Source organism: Enterococcus sp. M-BR2 (genome assembly GCF_056612775.1).
The window spans coordinates 1,945,931-1,961,743 of record NZ_CM152743.1; the positions used below are offsets into that span (position 1 = coordinate 1,945,931).

The following is a 15,813-nucleotide window of genomic DNA, read 5'->3' on the forward strand; positions in this document are numbered from 1 at the left end:
CCTACTCCCCCTGACGTTGGGAAAAAGCCTGATACATCAGCAATCCAGCGGCAACACTGGCATTTAAACTTTGGACGTGCCCAGTCATTGGAATCGTCAGTAATTCATCCATTTCTTTTTTCAATCCTGGACTCATTCCTTTGCCTTCATTACCAATGACTAAAGCAATGGATCCTTTGGCATTCCATTTTTGGAAGTTTGTGCCGGTCATATCTGTGCCAAATACCCAAAATCCTGTCTCTTTGAGCTGTTGCACAGCTTGTACCAAATTCGTCACACGTGCAACAGGCACATATTCCACTGCACCAGTGGAAGTCTTTGTTACGATAGGCGTGATTCCAACTGCTCGGTGTTTTGGTATGATCACACCATCGACGCCACTTGCGTCTGCTGTCCGTAAAATCGACCCAAAATTGTGTGGATCTTCGATACTATCCAAAATCAAAAAGAAGGGGTCTTCTTTTTTCTCTTTTGTTCGTTCAATCAGTTGGTCAAGGGATAAATATTCATAAGGTGTAATCGCAAGAACGACTCCTTGATGCACGCCATGATCGCTCAAAGTTTCTAATTTTTGTTTAGGGACCCATTTGACCGGTACAGCTTGCTCACGTGCGATTTCTTTCAGTTCTTCTACTTTTTCTCCTCGTGAATCTTCTTGAAGAAAGAGTTTATTCCCTCGCCCTTGTTGTAGCGCTTCTACTGCGGCATGGTGTCCAAAGACGAAATTATCTTCTAATGCTTCTTCATTTTGATCAGAAACTGACTGATTTCGTCCAGTTTGCTTTTTATTTGGATATCTATTTTGTTTTTTGTCTTCAAATCCACGTTTCGATTGATGTTTGTTTGTTCTTTCTTTACCCATTTTTTTCACCAACTTTCTGAATACACCAGCGGATCAATTCTTCCATCCGCTCGGTTTGTTTTGTCAAATGCAGATAGCCCATCAGTGCTTCGAATCCTGTTGCGACCCGGTAAGTCGTAACATCAGCATTTTTTGCACTCGTATGGCTTTTGGCATTTCTTCCTCTGCGATAATAAAGCTCTTCTTCTTCTGTCAAAAGATGTTCCTCCAGCATTTGCTGAATCAAAAAAGCTTGTGCATTTGCAGAAACATAATTCGTTGCCGCACGATGCAACTTATTGGGTTTTGTTTCTCCTTGATTGATCAGGTGGTCACGAACATAGATTTCGTAAATCGCATCTCCCACGTAAGCCAGGGCTAAACCGTTCAATTGTGTGTAATCTCTCATGCTTCTCTTCTCCATCGGGTTCCTTGGGGTGTATCTTCTAATAAGATCCCTTTTTCTTTCAACAAATCACGGATTTCGTCGCTTCGGGCAAAATCACGATTGCTTCTTGCTTGATTTCGTTCTTCAATCAATTGTTCAATCTCTTCATCCAATAATTCTTCTGCTGTAAATAAAATACCGAAGATTGAAAGCCATTGCGAGAATAAGGCTTCTCCCTGTGCCAAGACAGCGGCAGAAACTTCCGCTTGGTCTAGATAAGTGTTCAGCCATTTAGCAAGCTCATAGACCACTGTGATCCCATTTGCTGCATTAAAATCATCATCCATTTCTTCGATGAATCGCTGTTCCAAATTTTCTAACAAAGTGATTTTATCCGCATCATCTGCCAAATTCTCTGAGGCAGTTTCTTGGCGGAATTTCAAATTGTCAAACGTATTCTTCAGTCGTTGTAAATTGGTGGCTGCTTCTTTCATCGTCGTTTCACTGTAACGGATCGGACGACGGTATTGTGTGGTCGCCATGAAGAAACGCAAGACTTGTGGATCAACGTTTTGGATCATTTCATGTACAGTGATGAAATTCCCTAGAGATTTACTCATTTTTTCATCGTCTTCGCCAATCGTTACATAGCCATTGTGCATCCAGTAATTAGCGAATTTTTTCCCTGTTTTCGCTTCACTTTGTGCGATTTCATTTTCGTGATGAGGAAATTCCAAATCTTGCCCACCACCATGGATATCGATCGTTTCGCCTAAATGTTTTGTCGCCATGACGGAACACTCGATGTGCCAACCGGGACGCCCTTTGCCCCATGGTGAATCCCAAGAAATCTCGCCAGGTTTTGCTTGTTTCCATAAAGCAAAATCTAATGGGTCTTCTTTTTGCTGCTGTTCTTCACCAGTACGCTGACTTGCGCCGACTTCCAGTTCATCGATGGATTGGTCACTTAATTTCCCATAGTTTTCAAATTTACGGGTACGGTAATACACATCACCTGAAGATTCATAAGCATAGCCTTTTTCAACCAACACTTGAATAAATGCTAAAATATCTGGCATATGGTCCATGACTCTTGGATGAAGTGTAGCAGGCTCGACATTCAACGCTTTCGTATCTTCTTCAAATGCTCGGATGAAACGATCAGCGACTTCTGGTGCTGTGATGCCTAATTCGTTTGCTGTACGGATGATTTTATCGTCTACATCCGTGAAATTCGATACGAAATCGACTTTATAGCCTCGATATTCAAAATAGCGTCGAATCGTATCGAAAGCAATGGTGCTACGAGCATTTCCAATATGGATATAATTATACACAGTCGGTCCGCAGACATACATACCGACATGTCCCTTTTGTATAGGGATGAATTCTTCTTTTTTTCTGGTCAATGTATTGTAGATTTTTATCATTCTGATCTCCTCACTTTTTCTCCTTTGATTCGAACGACTTTTGCTGGTACTCCTACTGCTGTAGCGTCGTCTGGAACATCTTTCAACACAACGGCACCTGCGCCGATTTTTGCGTTTTTTCCGATCGTTACCGGTCCTAATATCTGCGCATTCGCAGAGAGCATGGCTCCTTGTTTGACCGTTGGGTGTCTTTTACCTGTTTCTTTTCCCGTACCGCCTAATGTTACGCCATGGAACAAAATCACATCATCCTCGATTTCTGCGGTTTCGCCAATGACGATCCCCATTCCATGGTCGATGAACACACCTGTTCCAATCGTTGCTCCTGGATGGATTTCAACACCTGTCAGGAAACGCCAAAATTGAGCATTGATCTTCGCCAATAAAAAGAGCCGATGCTGATATAAAAAATGAGAGAAACGATGCCAAAACAAGGCATGAAAACCAGGATAGGTCAAAACGATCTCCGCTGTCGAACGTGCAGCCGGATCGTTTCTCTTTGCTGCATCAATCGCTCGGGCAAACCAGCTCATGACTTTCCACTCCTTTCGTAAGTATTTTATGTAGGAAAACAGCTTATAAAGAAAAGAAGCGCCTTTTAAATAAGTTTCCTTATCAAAAGACGCTTTCCGCGTGGTTCCACTTTTCTTCATAATCAACGATTATCTCTGACAGCTAACGCCTGTTATACGTTCTTGGCTACTTCGTTTCCTGTAAAACAGTTTTTCCTGTTTTCTGTGTTTTCGCCAAGACCACTCCCAGAGGCATTTCGGCAACTATTCATTGACGCCTTGCACCACCCGGCATCTCTCTTGTAATGATCAGCTGCTTACTTTTTTCTGTTCATCGTGTTTAGTTCAGTACTTGATTTAAATGTGCTAATGATTTCTCACGACCAAGCAATTCGATCGTTTCAGGCAATTCTGGGCCATGCATTTGTCCTGATACAGCTACACGGATCGGCATGAAAAGATTTTTCCCTTTTACGCCAGTTTCTTTTTGAACAGCTTTGATGGCAGCTTTTACAGTTGGAGCATCTACTACTTCCATTTGTTCTAGCTGTGCTTTAAATGCGTGGAGAACAGTAGGAACTGTTTCGCCAGCAAGTACTTCTTTTGCTGCTTCATTCAATACAGGATGTTCATTGAAAAATAGCGTAGACAGATCAACGATTTCTGCAGCATAGCTCATTTGAGGTTGATACAGGCTAACGATCTTCTTCACCCATTCGATTGTCTTTTCATCTGGGTTTTCTGCTACACGTCCGTCAGCGATTAGATAAGGCAGACACATGTCAGTAAATGCATCTAGATCCATTGCTTTGATGTAATGGTTGTTTACCCATTGCAGTTTTTTCGCATCGAAAGCTGCGGGTGATTTACTTAGGCGTTTTGGATCGAACATTTTGATCAATTCTTGGTGTTCGAAGATTTCGTCTTCGCCCACAGGTGACCAGCCCAATAATGCAATAAAGTTGAACATTGCATCTGGTAGATAACCTAATTCGCGATATTGTTCGATAAATTGTAAGATTGATTCGTCACGTTTGCTTAGTTTTTTGCCTGTTTCACTGTTGATGATCAACGTCATATGTCCGAATGTTGGTGGCGTCCAGCCAAATGCTTCATAGATCATCAGTTGTTTTGGTGTATTGGCAATATGGTCATCTCCACGTAAAACGTGAGTGATTTTCATCAAATGGTCATCGACCGCAACAGCAAAGTTATAGGTTGGCATACCATCGCGTTTTTGGATGACAAAGTCGCCGCCGATATTATCGGATTCGAACGAAATAGCGCCTTTTACCATATCTGTAAATGCGTATTCTGTATTGCGAGGCACACGGAAACGTACAACAGATTCTAGACCTTGTGCTTCTTTTTCTGCTTGTTCTTCAGGTGTCAAGTTCGCACATGTTCCTGCGTAATGAGGCATTTCTCCTCTTGCGCGTTGTGCTTCCCGTTCTGCTTCTAATTCTTCTTCTGTGCAATAGCATTTGTATGCTCGATTGCTAGCAAGCAGCTGATCAATCAGCGGTTGATAGATTTCTTTACGTTCAGATTGACGGTAAGGGCCGTATTCTCCAGGATTTTCAGGAGATTCATCCCAATCCATTCCCAACCAAGCAAGGTTTTCCAACTGGCTTTTTTCGCCATCTTCGATATTACGTTTTTGGTCAGTATCCTCAATACGAATAATAAAGTCTCCATCATTGTGGCGGGCAAACAAATAATTGAACAATGCAGTTCTTGCATTTCCAATATGCAGGTGCCCAGTTGGACTTGGTGCATAGCGTACGCGTACTTTCGTCATTTTCTTCCTCTTCTTTCAAACTAGACTTTGACTAACAGTAAAAATTCCGTCAGTTACGGCTTCTCAAATATCATTTATTTAAAGCCACTCAGCACAAATTTTACCTTTTCTAAGGTAAATAGTAAAGCCAACTGGTTGAATTTCCTTACCAGTTGGCTGAATTTCTTTTTTATTTTGATTGTTTTGTCTTTTTCTCTGTCTCTTTTTTATTGTCGATCCCTCGTCCTGCATGGGCAGGTTTAGCAAAGATCATGCGTCCAGCAGCTGTTTGAAGAGCGCTTGTCACAACAACTTCGATACGTTCATTCATGTAATGCTGTCCATCTTCTACGACAACCATCGTGCCATCATCAAGATAGGCTACCCCTTGTTGGCGTTCTGTTCCGGCTTTTACTACTAGAACATTCATCGTTTCGCCAGGAATGACGACTGGTTTCACGGCATTTGCCAACGCATTGATATTAAGAACAGGTACATTTTGGAATTCAGAGACTTTATTCAAGTTATAGTCATTGGTTACGATGACACCGTCTAAAAGCTTGGCTAATTTGATCAACTTGCTGTCTACTTCGCTGATATCTTCAAAGTCTCCATCGTACATTTCGACAGATATACCTTCTTCTTTTTGCAAAGCATTTAGGATATCTAATCCGCGACGACCACGCACACGTTTCAAACTATCCCCTGAGTCCGCGATGTATTGTAGTTCGTAAAGAACAAAATTAGGGATCATCAAGGTTCCTTCTAAAAATCCAGTCTTTGTAATATCATAAATCCGACCATCAATAATCACACTTGTATCCAAGATTTTATATTTATGGAAATTTTCTCCTGATTTTCGTTCTAACAGTTGGCTCTCCACTTGGCTAGCTGTTTCTTGCTCGATTTTTTTGCTTCGTGAACCAAAGACTTTCTTCCATTCTTCGATTCGTGTCGTTCCCATTCTCAATCCCAAATAACCTAAGATGATCATCAGTAAAATCGGCAATACACTATTGACGAATGGAATTTCCATATTGTAAAGAGGGGTTGAGATCACAACGCCTAAAGTCAATCCGATGATCGCACCGATCGCACCGAAGAGAAGATAAGTCAAGCTGACCTCGCTTAGTTTTTGTTCTACTTGTTTGATAATAGCTGAGATATGTTTGGCCAACAGCAAAGATAATAAAAAGAAAATAAGTGCGCCTAACAAACTGTTGGTAAATGTATTATTCAGCCACCCATTTGACTGTTGACCGATTGCCTGCCAAGCTGAGGGTAAAAATGAAATACCCAAGCTTGCGCCGACAATGATCATCAGCAACGTAATGACACGTTTTTGCATCGTTTTTCCTCCGTTTCGACAATCATTTATTATTTAGCGGAACACACGCTTCAACGTTTCAGCCAAAGTCGCTACTCCAACGATCTCGATTCCTTTTGGCGCTTCCCAGTTGCCTAAGTTGTTTTTAGGCAGGTAAACTTTTGTGAAGCCGAGTTTTTGGACTTCTTTGACCCGTTGTTCAATATGACTGACACGTCTGATTTCTCCAGTCAGTCCGATTTCACCGATGAAACATTCCGTCGGCTGTGTTCCTTTTTCTTTGTAGCTTGAAGCAATACTGACAGCGATAGCTAAATCAATCGCTGGTTCATTTAATTTTACCCCACCTGCAGCTTTTAAGTAAGCATCTTGATTCTGAAGAAGTAGTCCAGCTCTTTTTTCCAGCACTGCCATGATTAGAGATACACGATTGAAATCAAGACCTGTTGTTGTTCGCTTAGCATTTCCGAACATAGTAGGTGTGACTAATGCTTGGATCTCTACCAAAATTGGGCGTGTTCCTTCCATTGCTACAACGATAGCAGAGCCAGTCGCACCGTCTAGGCGTTCCTCTAAGAAAATCTGTGAAGGGTTAGCGACTTCTTCCAATCCATGCTCATGCATTTCAAAAATCCCAATCTCGTTCGTTGAGCCAAATCGGTTTTTTACCGCTCGTAAAATTCGGAAACTATGATGTTGTTCACCTTCAAAATATAACACTGTATCCACCATATGCTCTAACATTCTTGGACCGGCGATCGAACCTTCTTTCGTAACATGACCGACGATAAAAATGGCAATTCCATTCGTTTTAGCGATTTTGAGTAATTCTGCAGTGGTTTCTCTTACTTGGCTGACGCTTCCTGCCACACTTGTGATGTCTGGCTGCGTCATCGTTTGGATGGAATCAATAATAACATAATCAGGGGAGATATGTTCGATGGCACGACTGATTTCATTCATATCTGTTTCAGCGTATAGATAAAATTCTGTGTTGATACTTCCGAGGCGCTCCGCGCGTAATTTTATCTGTTCTGCGCTTTCTTCGCCGGATACATACAAGACTTTCCCGCCTATGGCTGCTAATTGTTGAGAAACTTGTAACAGCAAAGTGGATTTACCAATACCTGGATCTCCACCAATCAAGACCATGGATCCCGGAACCACGCCTCCACCTAGCACACGGTTCAGTTCTTCTAATTTCGTTTTGACCCGAGGTTCTTTTTTAGGGACGACATCTGCGATTTTTGTTGGTTTCGCTTTTTCTCCTGTCAAACTTGTCCGCGTTCTGCGGTCTGTTGTATCTTGTTCGATTTCTTCGACCATCGTATTCCATTTTCCGCAATTTGGGCAGCGTCCCAAGAACTTAGGCGACACATACCCGCAATTTTGGCAAACAAATTGTACTTTTGATTTTTTTGCCATTGTACCGCCTCCTCTTATTCTAACCATGAGACATTAAATCAAGCTTAAATTTCTTTATCGTTTTATTTACTGGAAGAACCAAATCCGCCTTGACGTTGAGCAGTCGTTTGATCTTGATCTGCTTTTAAAAATGGCAAGAAGATCCCTTGACCGATACGCTCACCTTTCTTGATCACTACATCCTTGAAACCAAAGTTGGTGAATTGGAACATGATATGTCCTTCATTTGCCTCATTATTGTAATAATCACTGTCAATCACACCTACGCCGTTCGTCAACACTAAAAACCGCTTCAACGGATTGCTTGAACGGTTAGCAAGCTGCAAAAATTCATCTTCTCCCATGTAGGCTTTGACCCCAGTAGGCACAAGGATCGGTTTTAACTGTTTATCATTTTCTGATACGTCTTTTTTCAATGCATCTGCGATTGTTTCCAATCCTTTTTTCCAGCCTGCTTTCCAGATACTTGGAATCACGACCTCTTCTGCTGCTTCAAAATCATAGCCAGCAGCATGATGTGTAGCGCGCTGCGGTAGATTGATATTTTGCTCTTTATATTTAGAAATAACTTCAAATCCTCTTTTTCTCACCGGTTTTCCTCCCTAAATAAACTACTCCTATTCTAACATATTCGAGGCTATAAAAGACTCTCTTTACAAATTCTTCAAGAAATTCTGCTATCCTAAAGTCAACCATTAACGCGTTCTTTTACCGAACAACTGCAAGTTGTACAAAAAAACTATTTTTTACATGACTTTACTCGTCAAAACAAGTAGAATAGAACGAAATTAATGAGTGGATATTTGATTGAGGTGTCACATGCGTAAAGAAATAAAAAATGCAAAACGAATTATTGTCAAAGTAGGAACAAGTACATTGATCTATCCCAATGGAAACATCAATCTTGCAGCGATCGATCAGTTAGCTTTTGTCCTTTCCGATCTTAGAAATCGTGGAAAGGAAGTGATCCTAGTCTCATCAGGGGCTGTAGGCGTCGGTATGCATAAATTACATTTGTCAGAACGTCCGACTTTGATCCCTGAACAGCAAGCGGCGGCGGCTGTTGGCCAAGCCGAATTGATGAATATCTATAATCAAAGATTCAGTGTATATAATCAGCAGACAGCACAAATCCTCGTGACAAGAGATGTGGTAGATTACCCTGAAAGTCGTAAAAATGTGAGGAATACATTGGAACAGCTTTTGATCATGGATACGATTCCTATTGTGAACGAAAACGATACTGTCGCAGTAGATGAATTAGATCATCTGACCAAATTTGGTGATAATGATCAGCTGTCAGCAATCATGGCAAAACTTGTCGCGGCAGACCTTTTGATCGTTCTTTCTGATATCGACGGTTTTTATTCAGATAATCCGGCTACAAATCCCGAAGCTCAGATGTATCGCTATATCGATAAAATCGATGAAAAGATTCTGGCACAAGCAGGTGGTGCAGGTAGCACCTTTGGAACAGGCGGTATGCAAAGTAAATTAAAAGCAGCTTCTAGGATATTTGAAGCAAACAGTGCAATGATTCTAGCAAATGGGAAAAATCCGGCAATCATTTTTGATATTCTTGCAGGAAAAGAAGTAGGTACTTTATTTAAGGAGGACTTGAAATGACTGATTTGATGCAATTAGGGCAACAGGCAAAAGATAGTGCGCAACAACTAGCACTTATGCCTACAAACCGTAAAAATGAGCTACTTGTTCAGATGGCGAAAACCATCAAAAAGAATCAACAGGCAATCATCGAAGCAAATCATAAGGACTTAGAAAAAGCAGTCGAAAACAATATCAGTGAAACGATGCAAGACCGCTTACAGCTGACACCTGAGCGAATCAATGCCATGGTTGCAGAGATCGAAAAGATTGCTTCGTTAGACGATCCTATTGGAAAAGTAGATGAGATGTGGACGAACACCGACGGATTGAGAATCGGCAAAAAGCGCGTGCCCCTCGGCGTGATCGGTATCATTTACGAATCTCGTCCAAATGTCACGACTGATGCAGCCAGTCTAGCGTTCAAATCAGGAAATGCCGTTATCCTCCGCGGTGGCAAAGAAGCATTCTTCTCGAATCAATTACTGGTCCAACTATTGCAGCAAGTACTGCTTAGTGCTGGCGAATCTCCTTATGCCATCCAGTTTGTCGATGATACTTCTCATGAAACTGCAGAACAGTTGATGCGATTGACAGAATACTTAGATGTGCTGATTCCTCGAGGCGGAGCAAAATTGATTCAACGAGTCAAAGAACAGGCAACGGTACCTATCATTGAAACAGGTACAGGAAATAATCACGTATACATCGATAAAGAAGCACAGTTGTCTATGGCAGTGAAAATCATTGTCAATGCAAAAGCTTCCCGTCCTTCTGTCTGCAACGCGGCAGAAACATTACTGATCCATTCTGAGATCGCCCCCTTTTTCTTACCAGCCATTGAAAAAGAACTGGTAGAACACGGCGTCTCTTTACGTGCGGATGCTCGTGCGTTAGAATATCTAGAGACAGCTGCTTTAGCAGAAGAGGCAGATTGGGATACTGAATATCTGGATTATATCCTTGCCGTCAAAGTAGTCGATTCTTTAAGCGAAGCAATTGCGCATATCAACCGACATAACACCAAACATTCAGAAACAATCGTGACAGATAGCTATTCGGCTAGTCAGCGTTTCTTGAATGAAGTGGACGCGGCGGCTGTCTATGTCAATGCCTCCACTCGTTTTACAGACGGATCGGTATTTGGTTTTGGTGCAGAGATCGGTATCTCTACTCAAAATTTGCATGCCCGTGGTCCAATGGGGTTAAATGAATTGACTTCCACAAAATATATCATTTATGGCGATGGACAAATCCGCGAATAATGTTTCGTGTGAAACATTATTCCCGCCTTTTGCCTTTTTACTGTAAAGGTTCTATCCAATTAGAAAGGTGTCAATATGTTTGAAATTTTAATGATTTTTTTTATTTACCTTATTTCTCTGAATATCGCTGCTTTTCTAGGAGTCGGTATTTTATCCCTTTTTTTTCAGTTCAAGAAACGAAGCATAGGGGGTCAACGGGAAAAATGGGCGCAGTATTTTGACAAAATTGGTCCAAAAGGTTTGGTTGCTCGCTTACACATCAGCTACATGGTTGCATTATGCCTGTTAGCTGGAGTCAATTACTATTCTTTTTTCGATCATTCAATTGCCTATACGATTACGTTGCTGATTGCTGGGATCTTTCACTTATCTTATAAATATCAGCTGAATAAAAACCACTTGAATCGGACTTTCCGCTAAAAAATGTCCGTATGATAAGTAGGGTGCCTTGAACACCGGCAAAAAACTGCCGAACTTTTTAGGGGCTTTGACAAAGATTTTGTCAAAGCCCCTTTTCCCATATAAACGGTGTTCTCCTACCAGCTGCCTGGTAAATCTGTTTCTTCTTCGTTAAGAAGCGAAAATCCGTCAAATGTTTCGCCATCATAATAACGAAGCAGCTCATCCATGGACAAGTCCATCGTTTTTTCTTTTTCTTCTTCCGCTGATTCTGCCAATAGCTGTTCCCGATACATCTGATATATACCAGCTATTTTTTGCTGCATCGCTTTTCTAGTTTCACCTTCCGCGTTGATCATTGGCAATTCTTTGATATAGCCACGATAAATCAACCGATCATTTAAAAATTCAATGGGTAATTCAACGAGTGTCAACCCGACTTCCTGAAAATATTCTTCCAGCATCTATTATCCCCCCATTCTTTTTCTTAAATGAATTTTAGCTTACCTACTAAAAATTTTCCAGTTACATTATTTTGAGAAAAAAAAGGAATGTGACACGATTTTTGTCACATTCCCTTTTTCCAAATAAACGGTGTTCAAAAGATTGCATCTGCGGTAATAAGTCCAACCAAACGAAAAATAGGAGGAGCTGTTTTTGTTTGGCTGTTCTTATGATTTGAGGCAGGACAGCATTTTCACAACCTTTAGTTTCTTATTTTTCTTCATTTGTAGCAAAATAATTACGGTGATAAATGATACAACATACACTGATAAGAACAATGGCACCTGCAAAATAAAACGCATAGCTTTCACCAATATGTTCGCCGATCACACCTGCAATAAATGGTGCTAAAGCTCCACCGAAAAAACGGACAAAACTATAGCTAGAAGAAGCAACGTTTCGTTGCAGACCGGGTATTTCCATAGCAATCGTCGTCAACAATGTATTAATGATCCCTTGGAAAAATCCTGCTAACACAATACTGATTGGTACAAGGACTGGCATAGAAGTACCAGCTCCTAATAACAGCAAACAAATAATGAATAAGACAAATGCAGCTAAAATCGTCCGATAAGTCGTAAACTTCCGCTCAAGAGCCGGTGCAACGAAAATCGAAGCAATAGCCAGAAGCACACCCCAGCCAAAAAATACAAAACCGACTTCTAATTCAGAATAGCCAATCAATAAAAAGGGCGCATATGCAAGTAAAGTAAAGAATCCGAAATTATATAACAATGCGATCAGTCCAACTGAACGAAGTTTATGATTGCTTAACGCTTTGACACCTTCCCAAAGGCCTACTTTTCTCTTTGGTTTCTCAGTTTCAGGTAAAAGTACCGCTAGGGCTATAAAGCCGCAAAACATCAAAAATGCTACCCCAAAAAATGGATAACGCCATGAACCACTGCCCAAGACTCCACCGACTAGAGGACCAACTGCCATTCCGCAGCCAAGTGCTGCTTCATACATCATGATTGCTTTTTCTGTGTTACCGACTAAAATACTGACGATCGTTGCTAGAGCAGTAGAGACAAATAAAGCATTCCCGACACCCCAGCCAGCACGTAACCCAATCAACATACCGATATTGCCAGATAATCCACCAAGACCAGCGAATACAACGATGATAAACAATCCGGTCATCAATGTTTTTTTCAAGCCAATCCGACTAGATAAGAAACCTGTAAATAGCATCACCACACCAGTGACTAGCATGTAACTAGTAAATAACAGGGTCGTTTCAGCTGGCGTAGCGTTTAACTGTGCAGCAATCGTTTTTAAAATCGGGTCTACTAGGCCCACTCCCATAAAAGCGATCATACAGGTAGCTGCCACAACTAGCGCCGAACTTTTCCCCTTTGTTTCTTCATTTGTTTGTTCTTGTATATCTATTTGATTCTCCAATATTTCCATCCCTTTCTCTCTATTAGCATCATACATGATTTGTTTTACATGTCAATATGCACATGTAAAACATGGAAACTTTACTGTGATATAATAAAGAAAATAAGACGAGAGGTAGGATTTTTATGAATACTTTAGCCTATATATTATTATGCGTGCTTTTATCCAAACCGCGTTCTGGGTATGAATTGAAGCAGCTGATCACGATTTTTTGGGAAGCTCATCACAGTCAAATCTATACGACGCTTGCCAAGTTAGACCAGCAGGGTTATGTGACCGTTTTGGACAAAGACGAGCATTCTCAAAAAAAGATCTACCACTTGACTGATGAAGGACGTGCCCTTGTAGAGGAATGGATCAAAGAGGAGACCCCAGCTCCTACGCAAAAAGATGAATTTTTAGCAAAAATCTATGCTTTTTCGACACTCGACAAAACAACAGCTACTGGACTGCTATTCACTAGAGAACAACAACTGAACAAAATCATGCAAAAAAATCAAAAAAAATTGAATGACCTCTCGCTAGACAAGAGACAAGAATTTGGACGTTATGTTGTGATCCAGCGTCGAATCATGCTTTGTCAGCAGGAACTCCAATGGTGTCAGCAAGTAAGAGAACAAATGCAGCCGTTTTTTGAGTAATGGATAAACAGAACCTTTCTAGATTTATCTATTAAGCAACGAATCATCTTCACTAAAAGAACGATACAGCTGAAAAAGAAAAACGATCCGAAAGACAGGCAAAAACCTATCGTTCGGATCATTTTTCTTTCTAGAACTGCATTGAAGGAACTGTGACAAAAAGCAGGTCACAACCTTTTTTTCAAATAAACAGTGTACCATTATTCATTGCTTTGAATGGCTTTCAACACACTTCTTGAAAGTGGGCCAACGATAATCAACTGCAACGGTAAAGCGGCAATCACATTCATTTTCCAAGCATTCATATAAGCAGAGAATAATTGATCAGGTATTCCTTGTTCCATGATCACACCAAACAAAGACATACATGTGACCATTCCTAAAACCATCAAGCAGGAAATAGTTAAGATCATTTGGATCTTGCTTTCTGGATTTACTGGTAGTTTAAAGGCAATTTTTTTCGCCAGCACACCGATGATGAAGACATCCAAAATGAAAGCCACCACGAATCCAGGCACTAGACCAATCAATAAACTTGATAAATGAAGATCTTGATGCAACCATAAATTATACGCGCTCATTCCCAAGACCATCAAAAAACACATCATTGTTGTAAAAATTATTCCTTCTTTTTTATTTGTAGGCAATCTGTACCACTCCTTTAAATTTGTCACGAAAATCATCGTAGCACATTTAAAAATTTCTCGTAAGTACTTTTTTTATTTTCTGCCCTTTTATTTCATAAACTTCATCAGCCGTACGCTCGACAAAGTAGGAATCATGTGAAGTAAACAAAATCGTTCCCGGATATACTTGCATCAGCTGCTCTAAAGCTTCGATCGTTGCCACATCAATAAAATTAGTCGGTTCATCCAACAGCAACACATTACTTGGCTTAGTAAAAAGCAAAGCAATCGTCAAACGAGTCGCTTCTCCCCCACTTAACGTACACAACGGTTTCGTCAGAGTTTCCTGAGCAAACCCTAAATGATTCAACAAACTGCGTACAAGTGATTCCGAAAACTCTGTTTGTCTCATGACAAAACGAATGACGGATTCTTCAGATGTCATTTGATAATCCTTTTGCTGATATACTTGAAAGCTTACTTTCGGAGAGAGAAGGATTCCTTCTCCTTGTTTGCGGATATGTTCCAATAAAGTTGTCTTACCTGATCCATTTTCGCCGACAATCGCGATTTTTTTACCTAAAGAAAATTGAAAATCGCTATTTATCAGTAATGTTCTTCCGCTTCTTTCCAATTGGATATTTTGTCCCATGATTGGATAACGATTGTGGAGTTCAAGAGATTTTGGTACTGGAAAACGGATTTGTTTCATCTGTTGCGGTTTGGTTGTTTCTCCTATTTTTTGGAGTCTTCTCTCTAATGTTTTCGCATTCTTTTGGATGGCTTTTTGTACACTGTCTTTTTGTTTAGAGGAAGACAACCGATCCGGTCTGATTTGTTGCTTTTTCTTTTTACTGGACACTTTTTCTAACTTTTCCGCTTGTTTTTTCTTTTCTTGGATCGATTTTTCCAATCGTTTTTTCTCTTTCATGATCGACTCTGCTTCTCGTAGCTGAGTCTTTTTCTCCAATTCCCTTTGAGTGAGATAGGCACTATAATTCCCCGGAAACTCTCGGATTTCTCCGTCTTTTACTTCCCAGATTTTCGTTGCCAACTCATCTAGAAAATAGCGGTCATGACTAACAAAAATCAGCGTGCCATAATAATAACGAAGCTCTTCAATTAGTCGATCCATACTTTTTCTATCTAGATGGGTTGTCGGCTCGTCTAGAAGCATCCCTTGTTCATAAGAAGAAAGAAGACGTATCAACTCGATCTTTCGTTCTTCCCCTCCACTCCATTTCCGTTCCGAAGTTTCTTCCAGTTTCAACTGGAAATGACTGGCTAATTCCAAATTTAGGTCCTTTGCCTCAGCAAGATAGGTTAATTGAGGCAGATAGTTGAAAGTGATCTCTGTTTGGATTTTCCCTTGATTGGGGATAAGTTCACCGGCTATCAGTTTCAGCAACGTTGTTTTACCGACTCCATTTTCCCCTATGATTCCTATCCGATCTTGCTGATAGACACGAAGAGAATCAATAGATAATTCTAACTGGTTACCAAAACGAACTTGCAGGTTTGTTATATTTACTGCTAAATTTTCCATATGTTTTACACTCCTATTTCATGTAAAACAACAATATCGATACTAAAAAAGAGCAGAAAAATCTGTTTGCAAAAAAACTGCATAACATCTTTTCCTACTCTGAACGAAATAACTATGACT

16 protein-coding genes and 1 other annotated feature are annotated in these 15,813 nt (G+C 40.6%); of the genes, 4 read left to right on the top strand and 12 right to left on the bottom strand.

The genetic code is table 11. From position 1 onward, the window contains the following. Position 1 precedes the first annotated feature (1 nt). The 8 genes from rlmB to AC1F25_RS09515 form a co-directional block, all read right to left on the bottom strand. Positions 2-862, bottom strand: coding sequence for a 23S rRNA (guanosine(2251)-2'-O)-methyltransferase RlmB (rlmB, locus tag AC1F25_RS09480; protein ID WP_002314322.1), 861 nt, complete (start codon positions 860-862; stop codon positions 2-4). Further along, the gene (locus AC1F25_RS09485) at positions 855-1,250 is read right to left on the bottom strand and encodes a Mini-ribonuclease 3 (RefSeq protein ID WP_002316867.1); all 396 of its coding nucleotides are present in this window, start codon (positions 1,248-1,250) and stop codon (positions 855-857) included. The genes rlmB and AC1F25_RS09485 overlap by 8 nt, the downstream gene beginning before the upstream one ends. After that, positions 1,247-2,659 carry a cysteine--tRNA ligase gene (gene cysS, locus AC1F25_RS09490; protein WP_002310455.1) on the bottom strand — a complete coding sequence of 471 codons (1,413 nt, stop codon included), beginning with the start codon at positions 2,657-2,659 and terminating at the stop codon, positions 1,247-1,249. The genes AC1F25_RS09485 and cysS overlap by 4 nt, the downstream gene beginning before the upstream one ends. Further along, positions 2,656-3,192, bottom strand: coding sequence for a serine O-acetyltransferase EpsC (gene epsC / locus AC1F25_RS09495; protein ID WP_002293094.1), 537 nt, complete (start codon positions 3,190-3,192; stop codon positions 2,656-2,658). Before epsC ends, cysS begins: the two co-directional genes overlap by 4 nt. Positions 3,193-3,274: 82 nt before the next feature. Continuing rightward, positions 3,275-3,515: a binding site (T-box leader), on the bottom strand. Further along, complete coding sequence (gltX, locus tag AC1F25_RS09500) at positions 3,512-4,972, bottom strand: glutamate--tRNA ligase (protein WP_002293095.1); 1,461 nt, start codon at positions 4,970-4,972, stop codon at positions 3,512-3,514. It overlaps the preceding feature by 4 nt. 169 nt (positions 4,973-5,141) lie before the next feature. Continuing rightward, complete coding sequence (locus tag AC1F25_RS09505) at positions 5,142-6,299, bottom strand: PIN/TRAM domain-containing protein (RefSeq protein ID WP_002287448.1); 1,158 nt, start codon at positions 6,297-6,299, stop codon at positions 5,142-5,144. Positions 6,300-6,332: 33 nt separating this feature from the next. Continuing rightward, on the bottom strand, positions 6,333-7,703 hold the full coding sequence (radA, locus tag AC1F25_RS09510) for a DNA repair protein RadA (protein WP_002293096.1): 1,371 nt from the start codon (positions 7,701-7,703) through the stop codon (positions 6,333-6,335). Between the two features lie 62 nt (positions 7,704-7,765). Then, on the bottom strand, positions 7,766-8,293 hold the full coding sequence (locus AC1F25_RS09515; protein ID WP_087062859.1) for a dCTP deaminase/dUTPase family protein: 528 nt from the start codon (positions 8,291-8,293) through the stop codon (positions 7,766-7,768). 229 nt (positions 8,294-8,522) lie between these two features. Between AC1F25_RS09515 and proB the strand changes: the two genes are divergently transcribed. The 3 genes from proB (at position 8,523) to AC1F25_RS09530 (ending at position 10,993) form a co-directional block, all read left to right on the top strand. After that, positions 8,523-9,329, top strand: a complete 807-nt coding sequence (proB, locus tag AC1F25_RS09520; protein ID WP_002344833.1) for a glutamate 5-kinase — start codon at positions 8,523-8,525, stop codon at positions 9,327-9,329. Continuing rightward, positions 9,326-10,573 carry a glutamate-5-semialdehyde dehydrogenase gene (locus AC1F25_RS09525; protein ID WP_479994070.1) on the top strand — a complete coding sequence of 416 codons (1,248 nt, stop codon included), beginning with the start codon at positions 9,326-9,328 and terminating at the stop codon, positions 10,571-10,573. Before proB ends, AC1F25_RS09525 begins: the two co-directional genes overlap by 4 nt. Before the next feature lie 75 nt (positions 10,574-10,648). Beyond that, the gene (locus AC1F25_RS09530) at positions 10,649-10,993 is read left to right on the top strand and encodes a hypothetical protein (RefSeq protein WP_002310463.1); all 345 of its coding nucleotides are present in this window, start codon (positions 10,649-10,651) and stop codon (positions 10,991-10,993) included. Between the two features lie 116 nt (positions 10,994-11,109). Here AC1F25_RS09530 and AC1F25_RS09535 read toward each other — a convergent pair whose 3' ends face one another. Together AC1F25_RS09535 and AC1F25_RS09540 are read right to left on the bottom strand one after the other, a co-directional pair. Then, positions 11,110-11,436 (bottom strand): hypothetical protein, encoded by a 327-nt coding sequence (locus AC1F25_RS09535; protein ID WP_479994071.1) that lies wholly within the window; start codon positions 11,434-11,436, stop codon positions 11,110-11,112. A 250-nt stretch (positions 11,437-11,686) separates the two neighbouring features. Next, positions 11,687-12,889 (bottom strand): MFS transporter, encoded by a 1,203-nt coding sequence (locus tag AC1F25_RS09540; protein ID WP_002320448.1) that lies wholly within the window; start codon positions 12,887-12,889, stop codon positions 11,687-11,689. A 116-nt stretch (positions 12,890-13,005) separates the two neighbouring features. On the opposite strand from AC1F25_RS09540, the gene AC1F25_RS09545 reads away from it, so the two are divergent. After that, positions 13,006-13,521 (top strand): PadR family transcriptional regulator, encoded by a 516-nt coding sequence (locus AC1F25_RS09545; RefSeq protein WP_002310468.1) that lies wholly within the window; start codon positions 13,006-13,008, stop codon positions 13,519-13,521. A 200-nt stretch (positions 13,522-13,721) separates the two neighbouring features. On the opposite strand, the gene AC1F25_RS09550 is transcribed toward AC1F25_RS09545, so the two are convergent. Then, positions 13,722-14,168 carry a DUF2798 domain-containing protein gene (locus AC1F25_RS09550; RefSeq protein ID WP_002310470.1) on the bottom strand — a complete coding sequence of 149 codons (447 nt, stop codon included), beginning with the start codon at positions 14,166-14,168 and terminating at the stop codon, positions 13,722-13,724. 46 nt (positions 14,169-14,214) lie between these two features. After that, positions 14,215-15,693, bottom strand: a complete 1,479-nt coding sequence (gene msr(C) / locus AC1F25_RS09555) for an ABC-F type ribosomal protection protein Msr(C) (RefSeq protein WP_087062864.1) — start codon at positions 15,691-15,693, stop codon at positions 14,215-14,217. Positions 15,694-15,813: the final 120 nt, after the last annotated feature.